Raw genomic sequence first — 23,553 nt, 5'->3', positions numbered from 1 at the left:
ACCGCCCGACCGCCGAAGGGGGCCGAAACTGGCGGGAATACTCGGCATCACTTCGGGTAGCCGCGCCGCCATGGCTCCACCACTGGGAAAACCACTGAGACGACGCGGGGAAGCGTCCGTGTCCGCCGGACCCTCCCGCCGGTCGCTGCTCGCGGGGGTGGCGGCGCTCGGCGCACTCGGCGCCGCGGGCTGTTCGCGCGTGCCCACCGAAGCGAGCACGAACGGCGGTGAACAGCTCGAACGGCTCAGGGCGGCAGGGGTGGTCCGCCTGGGCATCGCCGGCGAGATCCCCTTCGGCTACATCGACAAGGACGGCGAGCTGACCGGCGAGGCGCCGGAACTCGCGAAGGTCATCTTCAAACGGCTCGGCGTGGACCGGGTCCAGCCCGTCCCCACCGAGTTCGGCTCGCTGATCCCGGGTCTGAACTCGCAGCAGTTCGACGTCGTGGCCGCCGGGATGTACATCAATCCCGAGCGCTGCGAACAGGTCATATTCTCCGACCCCGATTACCAGATGCTCGATTCGTTCATCGTGCGCAAGGGCAACCCGAAAGGGCTGACCAGCTACAAGGACGTCGTCGAGAAGAAGGCGAAGTTCGCCACCGGCACCGGGTACGCGGAGATCGCGTACGCCGTCGAGGCCGGGTACCCGGAGGGCGACATACTGATCGTCCCCGACCAGGTCGCCGGGCTGAACGCCGTGGAGGCCGGCCGGGTCGACGTCTTCGCCGGTACGGCGCTCACCACCCGCGAGGTGGTGAAGAAGTCCACCAAGACCGAGGTCACCGAACCGTTCCAGCCGATCGTCGACGGTGAGCCGCACACCGACGGCGGCGGCTTCGCGTTCCGCCCCACCGAGACGAACCTGCGGGACGCCTTCAACGCCGAGCTGGCCAAGCTCAAGGAGAGCGGCGAACTGCTGCGGATCCTGCGGCCGTTCGGCTTCACGGAGGACGAGATGACGGATCTGACCGCGAAGGAGCTGTGCGGCGGATGACCTCAGGACTCTGGGAACTCGTACTCAAGGGCGTCTGGGTCACGATCCAGCTGCTGGTGCTCAGCACGCTGCTCGCGACCGCGGTCTCCTTCGTGGTCGGCATCGCGCGCACCCACCACTCGAAGTTCGTCCGCTTCCTCGCGGGCTTCTACACCGAGGTGTTCCGCGGCACCTCGGCACTGGTGATGATCTTCTGGGTGTTCTTCGTGCTGCCCCCGGCCTTCGGCTGGCAGCTGGTGCCGCTGTGGGCAGGCACGCTGGCGCTCGGCCTGACCTACGGCGCCTACGGCTCGGAGATCGTGCGCGGCGCGCTGGCCGCCGTCGACCCGGCCCAGATCGAAGGCGGGATCGCACTCAGCTTCACGCCCGCGCAGCGGATGCGGCTGGTCCTGCTGCCGCAGGCGGTGCCGGAGATGATCCCGCCGTTCTCCAACCTGCTGATCGAGCTGCTCAAGGGCACCGCCCTGGTGTCGATCATGGGCATGGGCGATCTGGCGTTCAGCGGCAACCTGGTGCGCCTCGCGCTGCAGGAGAGCGCCGAGATCTACACGTACATCCTGGTCATCTACTTCGTGATCGCCTTCCTGCTCACCCGGATCATGCGCGGTCTGGAGAAGAAGCTGAAGGCCGGCGTCGGAAAGAAGCCCGTGCCCGATCCCAAGACGGACCTGAAGCGGGCCGAGACGACCACCGTGGGGGGTGCGGTCCGATGAAGTGGGACTGGAGCGCCGTCTTTGAATTCATGCCGTACTTCTGGGACGGCCTGCTGGTCACCCTGCAGATCCTCGTCCTCGGCTCCCTGATCTCGTTCGTCCTCGGCCTGGTGTGGGCCCTGCTGATGCGGGTGCCGTCCCGCTGGGTGACCTGGCCGGTCGGCGGCGTGACGGAGTTCATCCGCAACACCCCGCTGCTGGTGCAGCTGTTCTTCCTGTTCTACGTGCTGCCCGAGTGGGGAGTGACCTTCTCGGCACTGACCACGGGTGTCGTCGCCATCGGTCTGCACTACTCGACGTACACGATGCAGGTCTACCGCGCGGGCATCGAGGCCGTGCCGGTGGGCCAGTGGGAGGCGGCGACGGCCCTGAACCTGCCGCTGCGCCGGACGTGGACCGCGGTGATCCTGCCGCAGGCCGTGCGCAGGGTGGTCCCCGCGCTCGGCAACTACGTCATCTCGATGCTGAAGGACACGCCCCTGCTGATGGCGATCACCGTGCTGGAGATGCTCGGTGAGGCCCGCCTGTTCTCCCAGCAGCACTTCCAGTTCACCGAGCCCCTGACGGTGATCGGCTTCGCCTTCATCGTCATCTCCTACCTGGCCTCCCTTGCCCTGCGAGCCCTGGAGCGACGCCTTGTCCACTGACAGCACCCTGCCCGGCCCCCACCCCGTCGAGCCCGAGAGGACCCCCGAGCCGGACGTCGGCACCACGCGTGCCGCGGCGGGTGCCGGCAGTGAGCTGATCCGGCTGGAGAAGGTCACCAAGCGGTTCGGGAACAACACGGTCCTCGACCACCTCGACTTCTCCGTGGACGCCGGCAAGCACGTGACCCTGATCGGGCCGTCCGGATCGGGCAAGACGACGATCCTGCGGCTGCTGATGACGCTGCTGAAGCCCGAGGAGGGCACGATCACCGTCGACGGGGAGCAGCTGTTCCCCGCGCCGGAGAAGCAGGTCCGCGAGATCCGCAAGAAGATCGGCATGGTCTTCCAGCACTTCAACCTGTTCCCGAACATGACCGTGCTGCGCAACATCACCGAGGCGCCGGTGACCGTGCTCGGCATGTCCAAGGACGAGGCCGAGGAGCGGGCGCGGGAGCTGCTCGAGATGGTCGGGCTGACCGAACACGTCGACAAGCACCCCTCGCAGCTGTCCGGCGGTCAGCAGCAGCGGGTGGCGATCGCGCGGGCGCTGGCGATGCGGCCGCAGGTGCTGCTCCTCGACGAGGTGACCTCGGCGCTCGACCCGGAGCTGGTCGCGGGTGTCCTGGACGTGCTGCGGGACATCGCCCGCTCCACCGACATCACGATGCTCTGCGTCACCCACGAGATGAACTTCGCCCGGGACATCTCCGACCGCGTCCTGATGTTCGACCAGGGCCGGATCATCGAGTCGGCCCCGCCGGAGAAGCTCTTCAGCGAGCCCGAGCACGACCGGACCCGGGAGTTCCTCAGCGCGGTCCTGTGACCACGGGGGCATCCCCTTGCCGACCGCGCCGGGCCGGCGCCCTCTGGGCGCCCGCCCGGCCGGGGCGGTAGCACCCCGCACGGGCCCCCCGGGGGCCCGCCGGTCCCCCCCGCCGCCGGGGGGCCCCCGCGGGGGCGCCGCCCCGGCGCGGTCGGAAGCACCCCTCACGAGCGGGTAGTATTTTCCGCGTCGCCGGCCGCGGAAGCGGACGGCGGGAGTCATGCGCCGCTAGCTCAGTTGGTTAGAGCAGCTGACTCTTAATCAGCGGGTCCGGGGTTCGAGTCCCTGGCGGCGCACACCGAAGGGCCTCTCGTGAGAGCGAGAGGCCCTTTGACGTGCCCGGAAGCGGTCTCAGAAGGTGACGTCCGAGCAGGCGTAGAACGCGTTGCCGGTGTCGGCGACCGACCACACCGCGAGGATGACGTGGCGCCCGCTCAGCCCGGACGGGAGCGTGCCGCTGTGCGAGAGCGTCTGCGGCGGGCGCTGCCCGTTGTAGGGCACCTTCAGGAACGGGGTGAGGTTGAGGTCGGAGCGGGCCAGGTTGTGGTTCTGGTTCCAGCCCGGCCTGGTGATGTAGTACGAGAAGTCGCTGGTGGCGTGCATGGCCGTGAACTGCCACCGGAAGGTGTAGTTCTGTCCGCCCGAGACCCTGGTCGCCGGCCAGGTGCCGCCCGAGGGCGTCCTCGGGCCGTCGAGCTGGGCGAACGGCGTGTTGCCGGCCGAGCAGAGCCGGCCGTCGGCGGGGCCCGAGCCGGGGAAGCCCTTCGGCCCCTCGACGCTCTGCGGCTCCCACTGGATGGCGCCGCAGTTGGTCACGCCGCCGCTCTGGCAGAGCTTCTGCCTGCTGACGGGCAGGTCGGTGTAGCCGTGGCCGCTGGCACCGCCGGAGGAGAGCACGAGCGCTCCGGTCGTGGCCAGTCCCACCGCGGCCGCGTACAGCTTGGTCTGTGTGCGCATGCTGCCGCTCCTGGAGAACGTGGGGGGAGTTTCAGTGAGCCGGTACAGGTAGGTCTAGACCAAGTCTCAGAGTATGACCACCGATTGAGCATGTCCATACCAATAACGCAACCCATTCGACGCTTTCCCCACCCGGCTCGCCCCGCTCCCCGGGCCGGCCCGGTCCGCGCGTCCGGCCCTACGGCCCCGCCTCCCCCCGCCCCGCGCAGAACGCCACCGTCAGGTCCTTCACCAGCGCCTTGCGCTCGTGGTCGTCCAGCTCCACCAGGCCCCGCAGGGTCAGCCGGGTCACCGTGTCCTCCACCGAGTCCACGACCGAAGTGAGCATGCTCGCCCGGTGCCGGGCGTCCAGCGCGGCGATCCGGCGCCGGTGCATCGCGGCGGCCACCTCGGGTGCGTACTCCACCCGGACCGGCCGCACCGCGAACACCTCGATCCCCACCGGTCCGGCGTCCGCCGCGACCAGCCGGGTCAGCGCGTCCTGCGCCGCGTCCGCCGCCCCGTCCGTTCCGCCCGGCGCCTCCACCGGGACCCGGTGCAGCGCCGCCTCGACGCACTCCCGCACGTACGCCTCGTGGTCCTCGACGCCCAGCGTGGCCCGCACGGTGTCCCGCACCCGCCACACGACCAGGACGACCACCCGCAGCGCCACCCCGCCGCGGTCGGCCGCCTGCATCGGTTCGCTGCGCCAGTGCCGCAGCCGTACGTCGACCCGGCGGCGCAGCAGCAGCGGGTTCACCCACAGCAGGCCGGTGCGCCGGACGGTTCCGCGGTAGCGGCCGAACAGGCCGAGCACCCAGGCCCGCCCGGTCCGGCCGCGCGCCAGCCCGCCGAACCCGAACAGGCCGAGCGCCCCGGCCGCCGCGTACGCCGCCCACTGCGCGGGCCCGAGTCCGGCGGCCCCCGCGGCTCCCGCGTGCGCCGGAAGCCCGAGCGCGGCGGCCGCCGACGACGGCAGGACGCCCGCCCACCACGAGGTGGCCACGCACCCGGCCACCCCGCACGCCCCGGCCAGCGCTCCCGCACCCCCGGGCAGCACCCGGGCGGGCCGCTCCACCAGCTCGGGGTCGACCCGTGGTACGGACGGCCGGGCCGGCGCGGCGGCCGGACGCCGCAGTCGCGGCTGCTCCCCCGTGCCCTGGCGGCGCCCGACGACCGCGGACCGCAGCCGGCCCGGCGCCGGGTCGGGGCCGTCCCGGAAGAGCAGATGGACGGGGATCTCGGTGGTGCCCTCGGTGCGGATCACCCGCGCGGGCCGCCCCGCCGCCGAGCGCTCGCTCGCGGGGTCGGCCCCCTCGAACACCGGAGACTCCGTGCGGTCCATGCGAATCCCCTCACAGTTCCGGCCACCTGCTCGATCACACCCCCTGTGGGATACCTCACATTTGCACACAAATGTCAGCTTCTCAACTGTCCACAGGGCCTGCACCCTGACGGTCCGAAGGACGCAAGCGCGCCGGCGCGGGCGACGGCGGCGGGCGGAATCCGGGAGCGCGCTCCGGGCGGCGGTCGGGAGCACCCCGCGGGGTCCGGTAGAGTTTCCTCGTCAGTGAGCGCCGCTAGCTCAGTTGGTTAGAGCAGCTGACTCTTAATCAGCGGGTCCGGGGTTCGAGTCCCTGGCGGCGCACCGACAGGACGGGCCCCTCGCGACCGAGGGGCCCGTCGCTTTTTGGCCGGAAATCCTCTCGTTCCCACTGAACGGTTCTCCTTCGCCGCCCGTATGGAACATGGGCCCCACGCGACCCTCCCAGCGGTCACAATGGGATCGTATGACCGGTGAGCACCGGATGTCACACCTTGCGATCATGGTGAAACCTGTACAGCCTGGTCCCTTCACGACGCCGCGGGTCCGCGGCCGTTGGGGACCGGGGACCGGTTGCGGACGGTGCGGGGCAGGGGAACCCGTTCCCCGGACCATGCCGACGGGGTGCGCCGTGCAACCGGATGGAGCGCTGTGCCGTGTCTATATGGTGTGGGTGACGTGGTGACAGCGGTCCACCACTGACACGTCCGTGAAGGTCGAGGGGGACCGGAAGCGGGCGGAAGAAAGCGACGAAACACGCGGCTGGACCGCGTGTGGGGGGATGACACTCATGACGTCGACGCCGTCGGGCGCCCAGAGGGACGACGACCCGTCCCAGACCACCCAGCTCAGAGTGCCTGCGCACCGGACCGGAAACACGGGCGCTTTCCGTCGGATCAAGAAGACGCTGCCGAAGTACGACTACGAGCACTACAGCCGGCTCTCGGGCCCCCTCACCCAGCCCGATCCGGGCAAGCCGTACCAGGTGCAGTACCGCTCGCTGATCTCGCAGGAGCCGCACCGCATCCGCATCGCGCTGATGCTGGCCGCGGCCCCGCTGCTGTCGGTGGTGCTGCTGGTGTGGCTGCTCCAGCCCGCGCACTGGACGGAGCGCGACTACCCGGCGTTCGACTGGCTGCCCGCCCTCGACGTCGTGATGCTCGTCTCGATCGGTCTGATCGAGCTCTTCCGCTGCATGAACGTGCTGTCCAACGCGCACGCCACGCTGGTCGCCCGTGACCCGGTCCCCGTGGTGCCCGAGACCGGCACCCGGGTCGCCTTCCTCACCTCCTTCGTGCCCGGCAAGGAGCCGCTGGAGATGGTGACGAAGACCCTGGAGGCGGCCGTCAGGATCCGCCACCGGGGCACCATGCACGTCTGGCTGCTCGACGAGGGCGACGACCCCGAGGTGAAGGAGGTCTGCGCGCGCCTCGGTGTGCGCCACTTCTCCCGCAAGGGCGTCGCGAAGTGGAACCAGCCCAAGGGCCCGCACCGCGCCAAGACCAAGCACGGCAACTACAACGCCTGGCTCGACGCGCACGGCGACGACTACGAGTTCTTCGCCTCGGTGGACACCGACCACATCCCGCTGCCGAACTACCTGGAGCGGATGCTCGGCTTCTTCCGCGACCCGAACGTCGGCTTCGTCATCGGCCCTCAGGTCTACGGGAACTACGACAACTTCGTCACCAAGGCCGCCGAGTCGCAGCAGTTCCTCTTCCACGCGCTCATCCAGCGGGCCGGCAACCGCTACGGCTCCCCCATGTTCGTCGGCACGTCCAACGCCGTGCGCATCAAGGCGCTCCAGCAGATCGGCGGTCTGTACGACTCGATCACCGAGGACATGGCGACCGGCTTCGAGATGCACCGCGCCAAGAACCCGGCGACGGGCAGGAAGTGGCGCTCGGTCTACACCCCGGACGTGCTCGCGGTCGGCGAGGGCCCCAACGCCTGGACGGACTTCTTCACCCAGCAGATGCGCTGGTCCCGGGGGACGTACGAGACGATCCTCAAGCAGTACTGGAAGGGCTGGTACTCGCTGCCGCCGAGCAAGCTCTTCAACTACACCATGATGATCATCTTCTACCCGATGTCGGCCCTCAACTGGATCCTGGCGGCACTGAGCTGTGCCCTGTTCCTGGGCCTGGGCGCCTCGGGTGTGAACATCGACCCCGCGGTCTGGCTGATGCTCTACGGCAACGCCTCCGCGCTCCAGATCGGCCTCTACATCTGGAACCGCCGCCACAACGTCTCCCCGCACGAGCCGGAGGGCTCCGGCGGTGTGGCCGGTATGGTCATGTCCGCGCTGTCGGCGCCGCTCTACGCGAAGGCGCTGATCGACTCCGTCCTGCGCCGCAAGAGCAAGTTCGTCGTCACGCCCAAGGGCGACTCGGCCAGCCCGGACACCTGGTTCGGCACCTTCCGGTACCACTGGTACTTCATCCTGATCTTCGGTGGCTCCCTCGCCGCCGGCTTCGTCTACGGACACTCGCACCCGGCGATGGTCATCTGGGCGACGTTCGCCCTGCTGATCACGGCCGCGCCCATGTTCGCCTGGCGGCACGGCATGCGCCAGGACAGGAAGAGGCCGCCCGGCGCCCATGCGGCGGGCCGGCACCCGGACGACCGGCCGGCGGCGGACCCGCCGAAGGACTTCGCCCACGAACCGGCGACACAGCAGCTGCAGGTACTCCCGCGCGTCCAGCAGCAGCACGCCGCGCACGGCCGGCCGGACCGGCCCGGCTGGGCCGCCTCCCACGGCGGACCGGCGGGGCCGGGAGAGCCGGAGGCCTCCGCGGGACCAGAAGGCCCGGGTGGACCGGGTGGAGCGACAGGTGCCGGGAACGGCTCCGGCAACGACCAGACGATGCAGATCGCCCTGGGTGGACTTGGGGGACGTAAGGAATGAACGACCGTGCAGGCCGCCGTCGCGCCCGTCGGATCGCGATAGGCACGGCGGTGGTGCTCGCGCTGGCCGGCATGAACGGGCCGTGGCTGTACCGCGAGGGGTCCGAGAAATACCACCAGTACGAGATCAATCAGCCGGAGTACAAGGCGCAGAACGGCCGCTGGGAGATCGTCGAGTTCCCGGAGGAGTACCGCCAGAACACCATTCACGCGGCGCTGCTGCGCACCGGCAAGGTGCTGCTCGTCGCGGGCTCCGGCAACAACCAGGACAACTTCGACGCCAAGCGGTACGACACCCGCGTCTGGGACCCGGTCAAGGGCACCGTCAAGAAGGTGCCGACGCCGACCGACCTGTTCTGCACCGGCCACACCCAGCTCGCCAACGGCAATCTCCTGATCGCCGGCGGCACCAAGCGGTACGAGAAGCTCAAGGGTGACGTGAAGAAGGCCGGCGGCCTGATGATCGTCAACAACGAGAACCCGGACAAGCCGGTCACCCTGCCCGCGGGAACCAGGTTCACCGGCAAGGAGAACGGCAAGACCTTCGTCTCGAAGGACCCGGTGCTCGTCCCCCGCGCGGAGAAGGACTTCGACCCGGTGACCGGCGAGTTCCTGGGCACCACCCCGGGCGTCGGCCGGATCTACGTCGAGGCGCAGAAGGAAGGCGCCAGGTACGAGACCGGCACCCAGGACAACTACAGGGTGGCGGGCCTGACCGGCGAGGACGCCAAGAACACGTACGGCATCGCCGAGAAGCTCGCCCTGGACAAGAAGGACTTCCAGGGCATCCGGGACGCCTTCGAGTTCGACCCGGTGGCGGAGAAGTACATCAAGGTCGACCCGATGAAGGAGGCCCGCTGGTACCCGACGCTCACCACCCTGAGCGACGGGAAGATCCTCAGCGTCTCCGGCCTCGACGACATCGGCCAGCTCGTCCCGGGCAAGAACGAGGTCTACGACCCGAAGACCAAGGAGTGGACCTACACCGAGGAGGTCCGCCAGTTCCCGACCTACCCGGCGCTGTTCCTCATGCAGAACGGCAAGATCTTCTACTCGGGCGCGAACGCCGGCTACGGCCCCGACGACGTGGGCCGCGACCCGGGCGTCTGGGACGTGGAGACCAACAAGTTCACCAAGGTCCCCGGCCTGAGCGACGCCGACATGCTGGAGACGGCGAACACCGTGCTGCTGCCCCCGGCGCAGGACGAGAAGTACATGGTGATCGGCGGCGGCGGGGTCGGCGAGTCCCGGCTGTCCAGTGAGAAGACCCGGATCGTCGACCTCAAGGCCGACAGCCCGCGCTTCGAGGACGGCCCCTCCATGGACAGGGGCACCCGCTACCCGCAGGCCTCGGTCCTGCCCGACGACAGCGTGCTGATCTCGGGCGGCTCGGAGGACTACCGCGGGCGCAGCGACTCCGACATCCTCGAGGCGCGGATGTACGACACGGCGAAGAACGAGCTCAGGCGCGTCGCCGACCCGCTGGTGGGCCGCAACTACCACTCCGGCTCGATCCTGCTGCCCGACGGCCGCGTGATGTTCTTCGGCTCGGACTCCCTCTACGGCGACAAGGCCAACACCAGGCCGGGCACGTTCGAGCAGCGCATCGAGATCTACACGCCGCCGTATCTCTACGGCGAGAACGAGCAGCCCGACCTGTCGGGCGGCCCGCAGACCATCGCGCACGGCGAGTCCGGCACCTTCACCTCGAAGGACGCCGCGTCGATCAGGAAGGTCCGGCTGATCCGGCCGAGCGCCTCGACCCACGTCACCGACGTGGACCAGCGCTCCGTCGCCCTGGACTTCGAGGCCGACGGCGACCGGCTGACGGTGACCGTGCCCGAGAGCCGGAACCTGGTCCAGGCGGGCTGGTACATGCTGTTCGCCACCGCCGCGGACGGGACACCGAGCAGGGCGCAGTGGGTGCGGGTGCCCTAACGGCCGGCCGGTCCGCCGCCCGCACGCGCCGAGAGGCGGGTGCGCGGCGGGCGGGTGGGTGGGTGGGGCAGCCTCAGTCGCCGGCCCCGGCGAGGTCCAGCGCGTACTCCTCCCACCACTCGCCGGCCTTCGGGCCGCCCTTGCACTCGCCGTCCGACTCGCCGGGCCGCTTCACCCACAGGTACGCGTCCACCAGCGGGTCCGCCGTCCTGGTCGTCGGCGTCTCGCCGAGGGCGCGGCCGGGCGGGTTGCACCAGCGCTCGTCCGCGTCGCCCCCGGTGTACGGGCCGTTGCCGTTGCGGCTGGTGTCGATGACGAAGGGCTTGTCGCCGACCTTGGCGGAGAGCTGCTTGCCGTAGGCGATGGAGTCCTCGGTGGAGTAGTAGTTGGAGACGTTCACCGAGAAGCCGTCGGCCTGGTCGACACCGGCCCACGTGAGCGGCTCGTGGATCTGGTCGGGGTTGCCCCAGCCGGCGTTGCCCGCGTCCAGGTACACCGTGGTGTTCTTCAGGCTCTTGAGCTTGGCGACCGCACCGCTGAGGACGTCGTAGCGCTCCTCGTGGAACTGCTCCGGCGTGCAGCCGTCGACCAGGTGGAGCACCGCGTCGGGCTCCAGGATCACGGTCGCCGCCCGGTCCCCGATGCCCTTGGCCACCCCGTCGACGAAGGCGCGGTAGGCGTCGCCGTCGGCGGCACCGCCCTGCGAGTACTGGCCGCAGTCGCGGTGCGGGATGTTGTAGAGGACGAGCAGCGCGGTGCGCCCCGCCTTGTCGGCGGCCTCGGTGAACCCGCGGGCCTGCTCCTCCGGGTTCTCCGGGCTGATCCACTCGGCGACGGGCTGCTCCGCTATCCTGCGGATCCGCTCGGCCTCCGCCTTCTTCCCGTCCTTCTCCAGACCGGCCATCTGCCGCGCGGCGGTCCCCTCCGGGTTGACCCAGAAGGGGTTGGCACCCTTGGGCTGCTGCGTGATCTCCGCGCCCGCCGCCCCGTCCGGGCCGCCGCCGTCGCCGGAGGAACACGCTGTCATCAGCAGCGCCGCCCCCAGTACCGCTGCGGACGCCCGCCTCCCGGCGAACGCCCCGACCCCCTTGCTGCCGTACATCCAACCCCCCTTGGGTGCACTTGTTCCGTGTGTTCCGAGGTGCTCCGGGTCCCAATCCTGGCATACGCCCCGCGGCGGTCACGGAGCCGAGCCGTTCTTGCCCGCGAGCTGTTACCGCCGTCGTACCGTGGTGGGCCACCTGGGACGATCACCGAACGCGACCGGCGGGAGGCTCGGCCTCGGCCACCCTCCGGGCCGGGCCCGGGCCGGGCCCGGGCCGGGTGAGCAGGGGCGTTCAGGCCGTCGTACCGGTCAGGTAGGCGTAGACGACCACGTTGGCCGTGTAGCGCTCGCGTGCCGTGTCGAAGGTGCCGCCGCAGGTGACGATGCGCAGTTCGGCCCGGCCCGAGCGGCGGGGCCCGTAGGCCTGCCGGGCGTCGAACCCGTCCCGGTCGATGACCTGGATGTCCTCGACCGTGAACTCGGCGACCCCGGCGTCCTCGCGGACCACCCGGATCTTCTGGCCGGGCCGCAGGGTGCTCACCTTGTAGAACACGGCGGGCCGGGTCTCGGTGTCGACGTGCCCCACGACCAGCGCGGTACCGGGCGCCCCGGGCGTCACCCCGCCCGCGTACCAGCCGACCGCGTCCGGTCGGTCGAACGGCGGCGGATCGAGGGCACCCCGCTCGTCCAGGCCGCGGGAGACCACCGGCGCCCGGACGTCCAGGCCGGGGATGTCGAGGCGCCGCGGCTGCGCCTCGCCCAGCGGTCGGTGCTCGGGCGGAAGGTCCACCTGGGGCGGCCGGCCGGCGGCCGCCATGTCACCGGTGGAGGGTCCGGCCCCGCCGGGGTGCAGGCCGGTCGCCTCCCGGCCGCACAGCCAGAGCACGAGCAGCAGCACCGCCCAGACCACACCGGTGAGCAGCCGCCCGGGGCGTACCTGCGGCGCCGGGCGCACCTCGTCGTGATCGGACACCGTCGGCCGCCTCAGCCGGTCGTCGTTCCACGGTTCCGGCGTACGCGGCCGCGTACGGCGGCTCCCGCCGCGGCTGCCGCGAGGAGCAGTCCGGTCAGCGTCTGCGCGACGCCCGGCCCGTCCTGGCCGGCGCCGGCGGCGGCCAGCGGGGCGGTGCCGCCCCCGCCCGCGTCGACGGGGGCGACGGGCGAAGCGGGCGCGGCCGGCTCGCCGGCCCCCGGCTTCGACGGTCCGGCCGGCTCGCTCGCTTCGGCTGCTTCGGCCGCTTCGGCCTGCTCGGTGGGCCGGTCGCGGGCGGGGGCGACCGTGATCGTGCCCTGGCGGGCCCGCTCGCCGCAGTTGACCAGCACCGGGTACGTCCCGGCGGTGAGCGTGGAGCGGACCCGGCTCTCGCCGACGAGTACGCCGTCGGCGACGGTGAGCCGGACCTCGGAGACGAACGCCGAGGACACGGCGACCGCCGTCCGCTCGGCACACTCCGCCACCTCGAGGGTGACGTCGGTGCCGGGGGCGGGGGCGGCCGGCCTCACCGAGACACCCGTGTCGCCGTCCACCGCGTACGCGGTCGGGGTGAGCGCGGCGACGGCCAGGACTCCGGCACAGAGAGCGACTCGCAGTGAACCCATCGTGGACCTCCAGATACCGGGAGCCTCCCCCGCCGGGCGGGGCACCGCACGCCGGGGGCGCGGCACCTGCTCCGTACGGGTGACATCGGAGGTGGGCCACTGTGCATAGCATGAGGTCATCCCCACGGCCCACGAGCGGTACACGAACGGTAGGAGTCCCCCTCCATGACAGAGCGCAAGCCCATCGAATCGTGGCTCACCGACATGGACGGGGTGCTGATGCACGAAGGGGTGCCGGTCCCCGGCGCGGACGCCTTCATCAGGAAGCTGCGCGACTCGGGGCGGCCGTTCCTCGTCCTCACCAACAACTCGATCTACACGGCCCGGGACCTGCACGCCCGCCTGAACCGGATCGGGCTCGACGTGCCGGTCGAGAACATCTGGACCTCCGCCCTGGCCACGGCGACGTTCCTGGACACCCAGCACCCCGGCGGTACGGCCTACGTCATCGGCGAGGCCGGCCTGACGACGGCCCTGCACGACGCGGGCTACATCATGACCGACGCCGATCCCGATTTCGTGATCCTGGGCGAGACGCGTACGTACTCGTTCGAGGCCCTGACGAAGGCCATCCGTCTGATCGACAACGGGGCCCGGTTCATCGCCACCAACCCGGACAGCACCGGACCGTCCCCCCAGGGCGCGTTGCCCGCGACGGGTTCCGTGGCCGCGCTGATCACGAAAGCCACCGGGAAGGAGCCGTACTTCGTCGGCAAGCCGAACCCTCTGATGATGCGCACCGGCCTCAACGTCATCGGAGCGCACTCCGAGACCAGCGCCATGATCGGCGACCGGATGGACACGGACGTGCTGGCCGGGCTCGAAGCCGGGATGGAGACCTTCCTCGTCCTCACGGGCCTCACGGCGAAGGACGACATCGACCAGTACCCCTACCGGCCGACCAGGATCGTGGATTCGATCGCGGACCTGGTGGACCTCGTCTGAGACGGCGTCAGCGGCGCCGTCGCCCCAGCAGTACGGCCACGCCCCCGGCGGCCAGCAGCAGCGCGGCAGCCGCCAGGGCCGTGTCCAGCCCTCCGAGCCCGGTGCCGGAGAGTTCGCGGGCGGTCGGGGGGCCACCGTCACGGGGGGCGGCAGAGGCAGGGTCCGCGCCGTCGGGGCCGGGGTCGGCGCCGGGGCCCGGATCGTCGGCTTTTGGCGCGGGCTCCGTCCCGGCGCCCGTCCCGATGCGGAAGCGGTACTCGTCCGACTGTCCGACCCAGTCGCCGTCGTCCTCGCGCCGCTGGACGACGGCGGCCGTGGCGACGACCTCCCCCGCCACGGCGTCGGACGTGAGGGCGAGCCGCAGCTTCACGGTGAGCGTCCGGCCGGCCCCGACGGTGAACCCCTCGAAGCCGGCGGCGTCGTCGGCGAGGGCACCGACGAGTTCGTCCTCGTCGGTGGTCTCGAAGCGGACGGTGTGCGGCAGTTCCCGGTCCTGCGTGTAGAACTCCAGCACCGGCTGCGAGGCCCGCAGCACCCGGTCGTCGTCGACGAGCACGACGACCGGGTGGATGCCGGCGCAGGAACGGCCGGTGGTGTTGGTGAGCTCGAGGTACCAGGTGCCGAAGCCGCCACCGGCCCGGTAGGAGTCGGGGCCGCCGTGGATGCGGGTGGTCAGCGGGAAGTCGGGCTCGCCCGCGGTGGCGCAGGCGGGCGGCGGTGCTTCCGCGTGGGCCGGGGCCGCGCCGGGAAGGACCACGGCCACCACCGCCAGGAACAGGGACGCGGGCGTGCAGAATCGCATGCCCTGTGGCCTTGCCGTTCGCCCGGCGGACACCACGGCAACGCCTCCGAACACCCCCGCACGGCGGCACGGTTCCCCCCGCTCGGCGGAGCCCGCCGGCCGTCCCTGCCCGTCGCCCCGTCCCTACCCGCCGCCCCGTCCCTACCCGCCACCCCGTCCGAACACCGGGGCCAGGACGCACTGGGCGGCCCCCTCGGCGACCCGCTGCCCGCTCCCCCGGCGCCCTGTCCGGTTGCCGCCGTGCCCGCCCTCGTGCCCGGCGCCCGAGGCGGTCCGTACCGGGACGGGGGTGTCCCCGGTGCGCCGGGCGCGGGCCTCCAGGACCTCGCGCACGCCCCGCACGAAGGTCTCCGGGGCCGCCTCGACGATCCGGCCGCCGAGCAGGACGCGGTCGATGTCCAGCAGGCCGACCAGGTTCGCCGCGCCGGCGCCCAGGACCCGTGCGGCCTCGTCCGTGTCGCCCCTGGCCACCGCGCCCAGGCACAGGGCCTCGATGCAGCCCCGGTCACCGCAGCCGCAGGGCGGCCCGTCGAGCTGGAGGACCTGGTGGCCGAACTCCCCCGCCCCGGTCCGCGGCCCCCGGTGCACGCTGCCGCCGATCACCAGTCCCGCCCCGAGCCCCGTACCGAGGTGCAGATAGGCGAAGGAGCCGCCCTCGCCGCCGACGGCCAGGCCGAGCGCCGCCGCGTTGGTGTCCTTGTCGACGACGACCGGCACCCCCAGCCGCTTCGACAGCGCGTCCCGCAGCGGATACCCGTCCCACTCGGGGAAGCCGGTCACCCGGTGCAGCACGCCCCGGGCGTGGTCCAGCGGTCCGGGCAGCGCGACCCCGGCACCGAGGAGGGAGAGACCGCGGCGTCCGCGCACGGCCCGGCCGTCCCGCAGTTCCTCGACGGCCCCGGCCACCCGGGTCAGTACCGCCTCCGCGCCCGCGCCCAGGTCCAGGGGGGTGTTCCGCTCCCCCACGACCGTCCCGTCGAGGTCGACGAGGACGGCCCGCAGTTCGTCCCGGTCCAGGTGCACGCCCACCGCGTGTCCGGCCTCCGGCACCAGGCGCAGCACCGTCCGGGGCTTGCCCCCGGTGGAGGCCCGGCGTCCCGCGTCCGCCGCGAGGCCGTCCGCCCGCAGCCGGGCCGTGATCTTGCTGACCGCCTGCGGGGTGAGTCCGGTCCGCTCGGCGAGTTCGAGGCGGCTGATGCCCTCCGTCCCCGCGGTCCGCAGCAGGTCGAGCACGAGCGCGGTGTTGTGGCTGCGCAGGCCGAGCAGGTTGACCCCGCCGCCCGTCATGCCCGCACCGCCCGCTCCGCCCCTGCCGTCCGGTCCGCCGTTCGTCCTGTTCACCCGCCCATTCTCTCCCGTGCTTGCACTTTCGCAACAGCGTTGCGAAAGTAGGACCATGACTGGTACTCCCCTTCGCGTCGGCCTCGTCGGCTACGGCCTCGCGGGCTCCGTGTTCCACGCCCCGCTGATCGCCGCGACCGAGGGCCTCGCCCTCGACACGGTGGTCACCTCGAACCCCGAGCGGCAGCGGCAGGCCCGCGCCGAGTTCCCGGACGTCCGTGCCGCGGCCACCCCGGACGAACTCTTCGAGCGCGCCGGCGAGCTGGACCTGATCGTCGTCGCGTCGCCGAACAGGACGCACGTGCCGCTCGCCACCGCCGCCCTGGAGGCCGGCCTGCCGGTCGTCGTCGACAAGCCCGTGGCCGGTACGGCCGCCGAGGCCCGCGAGCTGGCCGCGCTCGCCGAGGAGCGCGGCCTGCTCCTCTCCGTCTTCCAGAACCGCCGCTGGGACAACGACTTCCTCACCCTGCGCAAGCTGCTGTCCGAGGGCGCGCTGGGTGACGTGTACCGGTTCGAGTCCCGCTTCGAGCGCTGGCGGCCGAAGCCCAAGGGCGGCTGGCGGGAGTCCGGCGACCCCACAGACATCGGAGGTCTGCTCTACGACCTCGGCAGCCACGTCGTCGACCAGGCGCTGGTCCTCTTCGGACCGGTGACCTCCGTGTACGCCGAGACGGACGTCCGCCGCGACGGCGCGCAGGCGGACGACGACACGTTCCTCGCGCTCACGCATGCGAACGGCGTCCGCTCGCACCTCTACGTCTCCGCGACCACGGCCCAGCTCGGCCCGCGTTTCCGCGTCCTGGGCTCCGGGGCGGGCTACGTCAAGCACGGTCTCGACCCCCAGGAGGCCGCCCTCCGCGACGGTCTGCGCCCCGGTGCCGACGCGGGTGCCGGGTGGGGCGTCGAGCCCGAGGAGCTGTGGGGCCGCGTCGGTTCCGGGGAGTCCCCGGTGACCGGCGGCGGCCGCGTGGAGCCGACCCTGCCCGGCGACTACCCCGCGTACTACGCTGCCGTGGCGAAGGCACTCCTGGAGGGCGGCCCCAACCCGGTGACCGCTCAGGAGGCCGCCGTGGCGCTGGACGTCCTGGAGGCGGCCCGCCGTTCGGCCGACGAGAAGGTGACGGTGACACTGTGACGCAGCCCGGACCGGCCCCCTCCCCCGCCCCCTCCTCCCCCACCGTCGAAGAGCTGGAGGAGCAGGAACGCCGTCTGGTCTTCCGCCGGTTCGGCCACGAGGACGCCTGGGCGCTGGGCTCGCTCCTCGTCGGCGTGGCCCGGGAGCGGCAGGCCCCCGTCGCCATCGACATCCACCGCGCCGGCCAGCAGCTCTTCCACGCGGCGCTGCCCGGTTCGACTCCCGACAACGACGCCTGGATCGCCCGCAAGCGACGGGTCGTCGAGCGGTACGGCTGCGCGTCGTACCTGGTGGGCGCCCGGTGCCGGGCCAAGGGGACGACGTTCGAGGAGTCGTCGCGCCTCGACCCGGACACGTACGCGGCACACGGCGGTTCGTTCCCGATCGTCCTCGAGGGCACGGGGGTGATCGGCGCGGTGACGGTCTCCGGTCTCCCCCAGCTCCAGGACCACCTCATGGTGGTGGAGGCCCTGACCCGCTTCCTGGACGCCGGCGCCGCCTGACCCGTCCGCCGGCCCGCGCTCCCCGCCCGCCCAGGGGCCGGAGGGGAGCGTGCGGCTGTACGGCTTGTGGGGCTGTGCGGCTACGCGGCGCCGAACACCTGACGCTGCCTGCCCAGCCCGTCGATCTCCAGCTCCACCACGTCCCCGGCCCGCAGGAACGGCTTCGGCTCCGGCTCCCCCAGCGCCACCCCCGCCGGCGTGCCGGTGTTGATGACGTCTCCCGGGTACAGCGTCATGAACCGGCTGACGTAGCGGACGACCTCGCCCACCGGGAAGATCTGCTCGGCGGTCGTCCCGTCCTGCTTCAGCTCGCCGTTGACCCACAGCCGCAGCGCGAGGTCCTGCGGATCGGCGACGTCGTCGGCGGTGACGAGCCACGGCCCGAGCGGGTTGAACGTCTCGCAGTTCTTCCCCTTGTCCCAGGTGCCGCCCCGCTCGATCTGGAACTCCCGCTCGGAGACGTCGTGCGCGACGGCGTACCCGGCGACATGCGCGAGTCCCTCCTCCGCCGACTCGAGGTACCGCGCCGTACGCCCGATCACGACCGCCAGCTCGACCTCCCAGTCGGTCTTCGTGGACCCGCGCGGCACGAGCACGGTGTCGTGCGGCCCGACGACGGTGTCCGCCGCCTTGAAGAAGATCACCGGCTCGGCGGGCGGCTCGGCCCCCGTCTCGCGGGCGTGGTCGTGGTAGTTCAGCCCGATGCAGACGATCTTGCCGATCCGTGCCAGCGGCGGTCCGGTGCGCAGCCCCACCGCGTCGAGCGCGGGCAGCTCACCGGCGTCGGCGGCGGCCCGGACGCGGCCGAGCGCCGCCTCGTCGGCGAGCAGCGCCCCGTCGATGTCGGCGACGAGACCCGACAGGTCCCGCAGGGTCCCGCCGGCGTCGAGCAGCGCGGGCCGCTCCTGTCCCGCCGGACCGACTCGCAGCAGCTTCATGAGACGTCTCTCCCTCGATAGCGGGTCCGCCCGACGAACACGGCCCGGATGCGGCGGACGCCGCCAGGCACAGCCATCGGAGGACTGGTCGATCCTCCAAGGACGGCGTCCGGTCCGCAAGCCCCCGTTCACGTACTGGACCGGGCCGGGCGCGGTGGCCGGGGCGGCGTCACCGGTAGAGCACCGCCCGCTCCACCACGCCCCACGCCATGCTGGTGACCACGTACAGCGCGGCGGCCAGTGGCACGACGGCCACGGTGACGAGCGTGAAGAACGACAGGAACGGCATCACCTTGACCACCGCGCCGGTCCCCGGCACGGCGACGGGTTCCGCGCCGGTCAGGGCCGAGTTCGCCGCCATGGACTGCTTGGTGAGCCGATAGCTGAAGGCGGCGACCGCCACCACGACCGCGAACAGCCCGACGTACACGAGCCCCGCCCCGCCGAGCGGGCCCCCGTCCCCCAGCGCGTCGGCCCATCGGCCGCCCAGCGGCGCGGTGAACAGCTCGTGGCCGAGCAGCTCGTTGGGCCGCCCGCCGATCGTGGTGTTCGAGAACAGGTAGAACAGCAGGAAGAAGGCGGGCAGTTGGAGGAGGCTGGGCAGGATGCCGGCCAGCGGCGACACCTTCTCCCGGGTGTGCAGTTCGAGGAGGGCCCGCTGGAGTTTCTCGGGGCTGCGGCCGTACCGGCGCCGCAACTCGGCGATCTTCGGCTGGAGCCGGGTCCTCGCCTTCTGCCCGCGCGCGGCGGCCCGGGACAGGGGGTGGACGAGGAGCCGTACGAGCGCGGTGAACAGGACGATCGCGGCGGCGGCCGCGGAGAGGCCGAACAACGGCTGGAGCAGGTCGGCCAGTTGCCCGACCAGGTGGGCGAAAACGGACATGGGTGGTGAGCCCTCCGGGGGTCTCGTCGTGCCGGAACGGAAGAACGCGATGACGGCATGACGACCCGCACGCGGGCACGCGCGGTGACAGGGACGGAAAGCCCCGGAAGGGCGGGAAGCCCTCCACGGACGGCCGACGGGCCGCCCCGCAACCGGTGTCGTGCCCTTAGGCGGCGGTCGCCGGAAGGGCGTGCCCGGGGGCTCTGGGCCGGGTGCGGCCCCTGGCGTCGGGGTCGCGCTGGGGCAGGAAGGCGGTACGCCGGTCACGGTCGCGTATCGCCGTGCGCACCCGGGTGGGCGGCACGACGGGAGCGCAGCGCGCGAGGACGACGGCGCACACGGTGAGCGTGGCGGCGGCAGCCGTGGTCGCGGCGAGCGCGACGGTGCCGGAGAGCCCAAAGAGACCGCCGGCGGCCGGCAGCACGAGCAGGAGGACCTGGAGCAGCGGGAGCAGCACGGCGACCGCGGCGAAGACACCGCGCAGGCCGCCACGACCACGCTTCGCGGTACGGATCACTGACGCCCCCTCCCCCTGTCGCCTCGCACCCGGCCGGACCAAGCGCGGTCCTGCCCCGTCCTTCACTCTAACGTCCGGTACCGGCACAACAGTTCCGCAGGCTTCGCACGCTTCCGTACGCCCCGGTACGCCTCCGCACGCCTCCGGAGGAGCGGCGTCCCGTCGTCCGCCGCAGCCGCGCCCGGGAGAAGCGACCCCGCTCCCTTCGTACACAGGTTTGAGAAAGGACTGTGACAACTCTCGACAACCCCGCCCGGTACTCCGATGCTTCACCTGACCATGCATGGCATGCACGCGACATAAATTCACGACCGGCACCGCCGCCCGGTGCCGAGTGAAGCGAAGACCCGGAGACCTGCAGCCGTGCAGACACAGAGACGTGCAGACGTGCAGCCGTGCAGACGCAGAGACGTGGAGGCGCCATGAACCGGATGATCCGACGCAGAAGCCTGCTCGCCGCGGCCGGCGGGACGGTCCTCGGAAGTGCCCTGGCCACCGGCACCGCCCACGCGGACGCCACCATCGCCGTCGACCCGTCGGCGGCGTTCGGAACCTGGGAGGGCTGGGGCACCTCACTGGCCTGGTGGGCGAACGTCTTCGGCGGCCGGGACGACTTCGCCGACCTCTTCTTCACCACCCGTTCCGTCCCGTACGGCGGCCGGACACTCCCCGGTCTGGGCCTGAACATCGCCCGCTACAACCTCGGCGCGTGCGGCTGGAACAGCGTCGGCGGCGAGACGATGGTGCAGTCCCCCAACATCCCCGGCTTCAAGCAGATCGAGGGCTACTGGCAGGACTGGAACAACGAGGACCCGGCGTCCTCCGCCTGGAAGTGGACGGCGGACGCCACCCAGCGCGCGATGCTGCTCAAGGCCGTGCAGCGGGGCGCGACCACCGAGCTGTTCGCCAACTCCCCGATGTGGTGGATGTGCGCCAACCACAACCCGTCCGGGGCGGCCGGCGGCGGCAACAACCTGCAGCCCTGGAACCACCGCCAGCACGCCTCCCACCTGGCCGCCGTCGCCCTGTACGCGCGGAACCACTGGGGCGTGGACTTCGCGACCGTCGACCCGTTCAACGAGCCGAGCTCCGGCTGGTGGACGGCGACGGGCACGCAGGAGGGCTGCCACATCGACGCACCGACGCAGGCGTCCGTCCTGGCACACCTGCGCACCGAACTGGACCGGCGGGGCCTGACCGGCTTGCGCGTCTCGGCCTCGGACGAGACGGGCTACGACCTCGCGCGGACGACGTGGAACTCCTTCGGCTCCTCCACCCGGGCGCTGGTCGGCCAGGTCAACGTGCACGGTTACCAGGGCTCGGGCGGCCGCCGCGACCTGCTGTACGCGGACGTCGTGACCAACGGCCGCAAGATCCTCTGGAACTCGGAGACCGGTGACAGCGACGGCACCGGCATGACCATGGCCGGCAACCTCCTGTACGACTTCCGCTGGCTGCACCCGACGGCCTGGTGCTATTGGCAGGTCATGGACCCGTCACCGGGCTGGGCGATGATCGCGTACGACCCGAACACGCTCCAGCCCGGCGCCATCCAGCCGAAGTACTACGTGATGGCCCAGTTCAGCCGCCACATCCGCCCCGGCATGACCATCCTCGACACGGGGGCGAGCCACGCGGTGGCCGCCCTGGACCGCGCCGCCCGCCGTCTGGTGGTCGTCGCGGCGAACGCGTCGGCGTCGTCGCAGACCCTGAGGTTCGACCTCTCCCGCTTCTCCTCCGTGACGGGCGGCCCGGGCGGCCTGGTCCCGCGCTGGAACACCGTGACGACGGGCGGCGGCGACCTCTACACGGCCCACTCGGACGCCCGCCTGGACGGCGCCTCGGTGAGCGTGCCCTTCGCCCCGAAGTCGGTCCAGACCCTGCAGCTCGACGGGGTGACGGTGTAGCCCGGCCCGGGCCTTCGCGTGTGCGGGTGCCGGTTCAGCCGCAGCAGTCGCCGCCGGGGCGGCAGCCGCACACCTCCGTCCCGGCGCCGGCGGAGGGGACCGTCGGGGCGGCGGGTGTCGCGCAGCACCCCTTGCCCTGCCAGGCGTCGCGGCCTTCCTTGACGGCGATGGCGGCGATGAGCAGGGCCGCGGCCGGGTCGGCCCAGGACCAGCCCAGGGCGGCGTTGAGGACCAGGCCGACCAGGAGGGCGGCGGAGAGGTACGTGCACAGCAGGGTCTGCCGGGAGTCGGCGACCGCACTGGCGGAGCCGAGTTCGCGGCCGGCCTTGCGCTGAGCGGCGGACAGGAACGGCATGACCGCGAGCGAGAGGGCGGCGATGACGATGCCGGGGACGGAGCGTTCGGCCTCGCCGGTGCCGGCCAGCGCGCGGACGGCGTCGGTGGTGACGTAGGCGGCAAGTGCGAAGAACGACACCGCGATGATCCGCAGGGTGGCCCTCTCCCTCGCCTCGCGCACCATGTGGTCGCGGGCGGAGAACTGCCAGGCGACCGCGGCGGCGGAGGAGACCTCGATGACGGAGTCCAGGCCGAAGCCGATCAGAGCGGTGGAGGAGGCGATGGTCCCGGCGGTGATCGCGGCGATCGCCTCGATGACGTTGTAGGTGATGGTGACGGCGACCAGCAGCCGTATGCGGCGGGTGAGCGCGTCACGGCGGGCGGGAGCCGGTCCTGTGCCGATGGATGTCCCGGCGGCCATCAGCAGCAGCCCTTGTCGTCCGCGTCCGCACAGGTCCTGTCGGCCTCGACCGCGACCACGGCGGTGCGCAGGTCGTCCAGCGCATGGGCGAGGCGTTCGTCGGCCAGCTCGTAGCGGGTGCGGCGGCCGACCGGTACCGCGACGACGAGGCCGCAGTCGCGCAGGCACGCCAGATGGTTCGACAGCCGCGTGCGGGAGATCCCCAGAGCGTCGGCCAGGTCGGCGGGGTGGGCCGGGGCCTCGCGCAGGGCGAGGAGGATCCGGCAGCGGATCGGGTCGGCGAGGGCGCGGCCGAACCGCGCCAGCACCTCGATGTCGGCAGCGAGAGTCAGCACACCACTGACAGTACACAGAATCCTGAATTCAGAGAACCCTGTATTCATGAGCCATGGTGCACGGCCCGGGGAAGCCTCGGTACGACGAAGCGGGCAGGAGCACCCTGCCCGGCGGCCTGTCCGGCCGCGACCGGCTCACGGTGCCGGCCCGGACGGACCGCCGGGTGGACGGACCGCCGGGTGGACGGACCGCCGGGTGGACGGACCGCCGGGTGGGCAGACCGCCGGGTGGGCAGCTGCGGCGTCCCGCCCTGGCGCGATCGCTCGGCGAGCCGTCGGACGTCCTGCTGCCCGACGAACCCGCCGACCATCTGTCGCCCCCCTCGCCGGGGCCAAAAACCGCTCCGCCCGGGTACAGCGGAGCCGTCGCCACGGTTGCCGTCAGGCATGACGCCGGCTCCGCAGTCGTCGACGACGCCCCCGACCACCGCGTCGTCGGCGGCACCCCGCCCGTCTCATCCCCCGCCGCTCCAGCGACGCGGACGTCAACCGCCTCCTGGCCCCGGCCTGGGGGGCGGCCGCTCCGGCGCACCACCGAACACGTCCGCACGATCATGTCCG

At 72.0% G+C, this 23,553-nt stretch carries 22 protein-coding genes and 2 tRNA genes; 12 read left to right on the top strand and 12 right to left on the bottom strand.

The genetic code is table 11. The features are described 5' to 3' along the window. Window positions 1-70: 70 nt before the first annotated feature. The 5 genes from ehuB to ORI94_RS17325 all read left to right on the top strand — a co-directional run bounded on the left by ehuB (window position 71) and on the right by ORI94_RS17325 (window position 3,476). On the top strand, window positions 71-997 hold the full coding sequence (gene ehuB / locus ORI94_RS17345; protein WP_266076285.1) for an ectoine/hydroxyectoine ABC transporter substrate-binding protein EhuB: 927 nt from the start codon (window positions 71-73) through the stop codon (window positions 995-997). After that, window positions 994-1,710: an ectoine/hydroxyectoine ABC transporter permease subunit EhuC gene (ehuC, locus tag ORI94_RS17340; RefSeq protein ID WP_266076283.1), complete on the top strand. Its 717-nt coding sequence runs from the start codon at window positions 994-996 to the stop codon at window positions 1,708-1,710. Before ehuB ends, ehuC begins: the two co-directional genes overlap by 4 nt. Further along, window positions 1,707-2,357 (top strand): ectoine/hydroxyectoine ABC transporter permease subunit EhuD, encoded by a 651-nt coding sequence (gene ehuD / locus ORI94_RS17335; RefSeq protein WP_266076281.1) that lies wholly within the window; start codon window positions 1,707-1,709, stop codon window positions 2,355-2,357. The genes ehuC and ehuD overlap by 4 nt, the downstream gene beginning before the upstream one ends. Window positions 2,358-2,451: 94 nt before the next feature. Then, window positions 2,452-3,180 (top strand): ectoine/hydroxyectoine ABC transporter ATP-binding protein EhuA, encoded by a 729-nt coding sequence (gene ehuA / locus ORI94_RS17330; RefSeq protein ID WP_266076509.1) that lies wholly within the window; start codon window positions 2,452-2,454, stop codon window positions 3,178-3,180. Window positions 3,181-3,402: 222 nt separating this feature from the next. Then, window positions 3,403-3,476: transfer RNA gene (locus ORI94_RS17325), tRNA-Lys, on the top strand. Between the two features lie 55 nt (window positions 3,477-3,531). Here the strand turns inward: ORI94_RS17325 and ORI94_RS17320 are convergent. Continuing rightward, window positions 3,532-4,137 (bottom strand): lytic polysaccharide monooxygenase auxiliary activity family 9 protein, encoded by a 606-nt coding sequence (locus tag ORI94_RS17320; protein ID WP_266076279.1) that lies wholly within the window; start codon window positions 4,135-4,137, stop codon window positions 3,532-3,534. A gap of 178 nt (window positions 4,138-4,315) precedes the next feature. Next, the gene (locus tag ORI94_RS17315; protein ID WP_266076277.1) at window positions 4,316-5,461 is read right to left on the bottom strand and encodes an SPFH domain-containing protein; all 1,146 of its coding nucleotides are present in this window, start codon (window positions 5,459-5,461) and stop codon (window positions 4,316-4,318) included. Between the two features lie 229 nt (window positions 5,462-5,690). Here ORI94_RS17315 and ORI94_RS17310 point away from each other — a divergent pair. The 3 genes from ORI94_RS17310 to ORI94_RS17300 all read left to right on the top strand — a co-directional run bounded on the left by ORI94_RS17310 (window position 5,691) and on the right by ORI94_RS17300 (window position 10,285). Continuing rightward, window positions 5,691-5,764: transfer RNA gene (locus tag ORI94_RS17310), tRNA-Lys, on the top strand. A 466-nt stretch (window positions 5,765-6,230) separates the two neighbouring features. Further along, complete coding sequence (locus ORI94_RS17305; protein WP_266076276.1) at window positions 6,231-8,348, top strand: glycosyltransferase family 2 protein; 2,118 nt, start codon at window positions 6,231-6,233, stop codon at window positions 8,346-8,348. After that, a complete protein-coding gene (locus ORI94_RS17300; RefSeq protein ID WP_266076274.1) occupies window positions 8,345-10,285 on the top strand; it encodes a kelch motif-containing protein in 1,941 nt (646 codons plus the stop codon). The genes ORI94_RS17305 and ORI94_RS17300 overlap by 4 nt, the downstream gene beginning before the upstream one ends. A gap of 73 nt (window positions 10,286-10,358) precedes the next feature. Here ORI94_RS17300 and ORI94_RS17295 read toward each other — a convergent pair whose 3' ends face one another. The 3 genes from ORI94_RS17295 to ORI94_RS17285 all read right to left on the bottom strand — a co-directional run bounded on the left by ORI94_RS17295 (window position 10,359) and on the right by ORI94_RS17285 (window position 12,929). After that, on the bottom strand, window positions 10,359-11,387 hold the full coding sequence (locus ORI94_RS17295) for a glycoside hydrolase family 6 protein (RefSeq protein WP_266076272.1): 1,029 nt from the start codon (window positions 11,385-11,387) through the stop codon (window positions 10,359-10,361). A 235-nt stretch (window positions 11,388-11,622) separates the two neighbouring features. Next, entirely contained in the window at window positions 11,623-12,303 is a 681-nt protein-coding gene (locus ORI94_RS17290) for a class F sortase (protein WP_266076270.1), read from the bottom strand. Between the two features lie 11 nt (window positions 12,304-12,314). After that, window positions 12,315-12,929, bottom strand: a complete 615-nt coding sequence (locus tag ORI94_RS17285) for a hypothetical protein (protein ID WP_266076268.1) — start codon at window positions 12,927-12,929, stop codon at window positions 12,315-12,317. Window positions 12,930-13,094: 165 nt separating this feature from the next. Here ORI94_RS17285 and ORI94_RS17280 point away from each other — a divergent pair, with 165 nt between their 5' ends. After that, window positions 13,095-13,874: an HAD-IIA family hydrolase gene (locus tag ORI94_RS17280; protein ID WP_266076266.1), complete on the top strand. Its 780-nt coding sequence runs from the start codon at window positions 13,095-13,097 to the stop codon at window positions 13,872-13,874. 7 nt (window positions 13,875-13,881) lie between these two features. Here the strand turns inward: ORI94_RS17280 and ORI94_RS17275 are convergent, their stop codons facing one another. Both ORI94_RS17275 and ORI94_RS17270 read right to left on the bottom strand, forming a co-directional pair. Next, complete coding sequence (locus tag ORI94_RS17275) at window positions 13,882-14,676, bottom strand: hypothetical protein (RefSeq protein ID WP_266076264.1); 795 nt, start codon at window positions 14,674-14,676, stop codon at window positions 13,882-13,884. 141 nt (window positions 14,677-14,817) lie between these two features. Next, window positions 14,818-15,963 carry an ROK family transcriptional regulator gene (locus ORI94_RS17270; protein WP_266076507.1) on the bottom strand — a complete coding sequence of 382 codons (1,146 nt, stop codon included), beginning with the start codon at window positions 15,961-15,963 and terminating at the stop codon, window positions 14,818-14,820. Window positions 15,964-16,072: 109 nt separating this feature from the next. Here ORI94_RS17270 and ORI94_RS17265 point away from each other — a divergent pair, with 109 nt between their 5' ends. Next, window positions 16,073-17,152 (top strand): Gfo/Idh/MocA family oxidoreductase, encoded by a 1,080-nt coding sequence (locus ORI94_RS17265; protein WP_266076262.1) that lies wholly within the window; start codon window positions 16,073-16,075, stop codon window positions 17,150-17,152. Further along, window positions 17,149-17,655, top strand: a complete 507-nt coding sequence (locus ORI94_RS17260) for a heme-degrading domain-containing protein (RefSeq protein ID WP_266076260.1) — start codon at window positions 17,149-17,151, stop codon at window positions 17,653-17,655. The genes ORI94_RS17265 and ORI94_RS17260 overlap by 4 nt, the downstream gene beginning before the upstream one ends. Before the next feature lie 80 nt (window positions 17,656-17,735). On the opposite strand, the gene ORI94_RS17255 is transcribed toward ORI94_RS17260, so the two are convergent. The 3 genes from ORI94_RS17255 to ORI94_RS17245 all read right to left on the bottom strand — a co-directional run bounded on the left by ORI94_RS17255 (window position 17,736) and on the right by ORI94_RS17245 (window position 19,990). Continuing rightward, window positions 17,736-18,593: a fumarylacetoacetate hydrolase family protein gene (locus ORI94_RS17255; RefSeq protein ID WP_266076258.1), complete on the bottom strand. Its 858-nt coding sequence runs from the start codon at window positions 18,591-18,593 to the stop codon at window positions 17,736-17,738. Window positions 18,594-18,762: 169 nt separating this feature from the next. Continuing rightward, on the bottom strand, window positions 18,763-19,476 hold the full coding sequence (locus tag ORI94_RS17250; RefSeq protein WP_266076256.1) for a YidC/Oxa1 family membrane protein insertase: 714 nt from the start codon (window positions 19,474-19,476) through the stop codon (window positions 18,763-18,765). Between the two features lie 166 nt (window positions 19,477-19,642). After that, complete coding sequence (locus ORI94_RS17245; protein WP_266076505.1) at window positions 19,643-19,990, bottom strand: DUF6412 domain-containing protein; 348 nt, start codon at window positions 19,988-19,990, stop codon at window positions 19,643-19,645. Between the two features lie 434 nt (window positions 19,991-20,424). On the opposite strand from ORI94_RS17245, the gene ORI94_RS17240 reads away from it, so the two are divergent. Continuing rightward, on the top strand, window positions 20,425-21,900 hold the full coding sequence (locus tag ORI94_RS17240; protein ID WP_266076502.1) for a glycoside hydrolase: 1,476 nt from the start codon (window positions 20,425-20,427) through the stop codon (window positions 21,898-21,900). Window positions 21,901-21,934: 34 nt separating this feature from the next. Here the strand turns inward: ORI94_RS17240 and ORI94_RS17235 are convergent, their stop codons facing one another. Then, window positions 21,935-22,657 (bottom strand): cation transporter, encoded by a 723-nt coding sequence (locus ORI94_RS17235; protein ID WP_266076254.1) that lies wholly within the window; start codon window positions 22,655-22,657, stop codon window positions 21,935-21,937. Further along, a complete protein-coding gene (locus ORI94_RS17230; RefSeq protein ID WP_266076252.1) occupies window positions 22,657-22,992 on the bottom strand; it encodes an ArsR/SmtB family transcription factor in 336 nt (111 codons plus the stop codon). The genes ORI94_RS17235 and ORI94_RS17230 overlap by 1 nt, the downstream gene beginning before the upstream one ends. Between the last annotated feature and the right edge of the window lie 561 nt (window positions 22,993-23,553).

The organism is Streptomyces sp. NEAU-W12 (assembly GCF_026242095.1).
Taxonomy (GTDB): domain Bacteria; phylum Actinomycetota; class Actinomycetes; order Streptomycetales; family Streptomycetaceae; genus Streptomyces.
The sequence above is the reverse complement of the archived record's forward strand: the minus strand, read 5'-3'. Positions and strand labels throughout refer to the sequence as shown.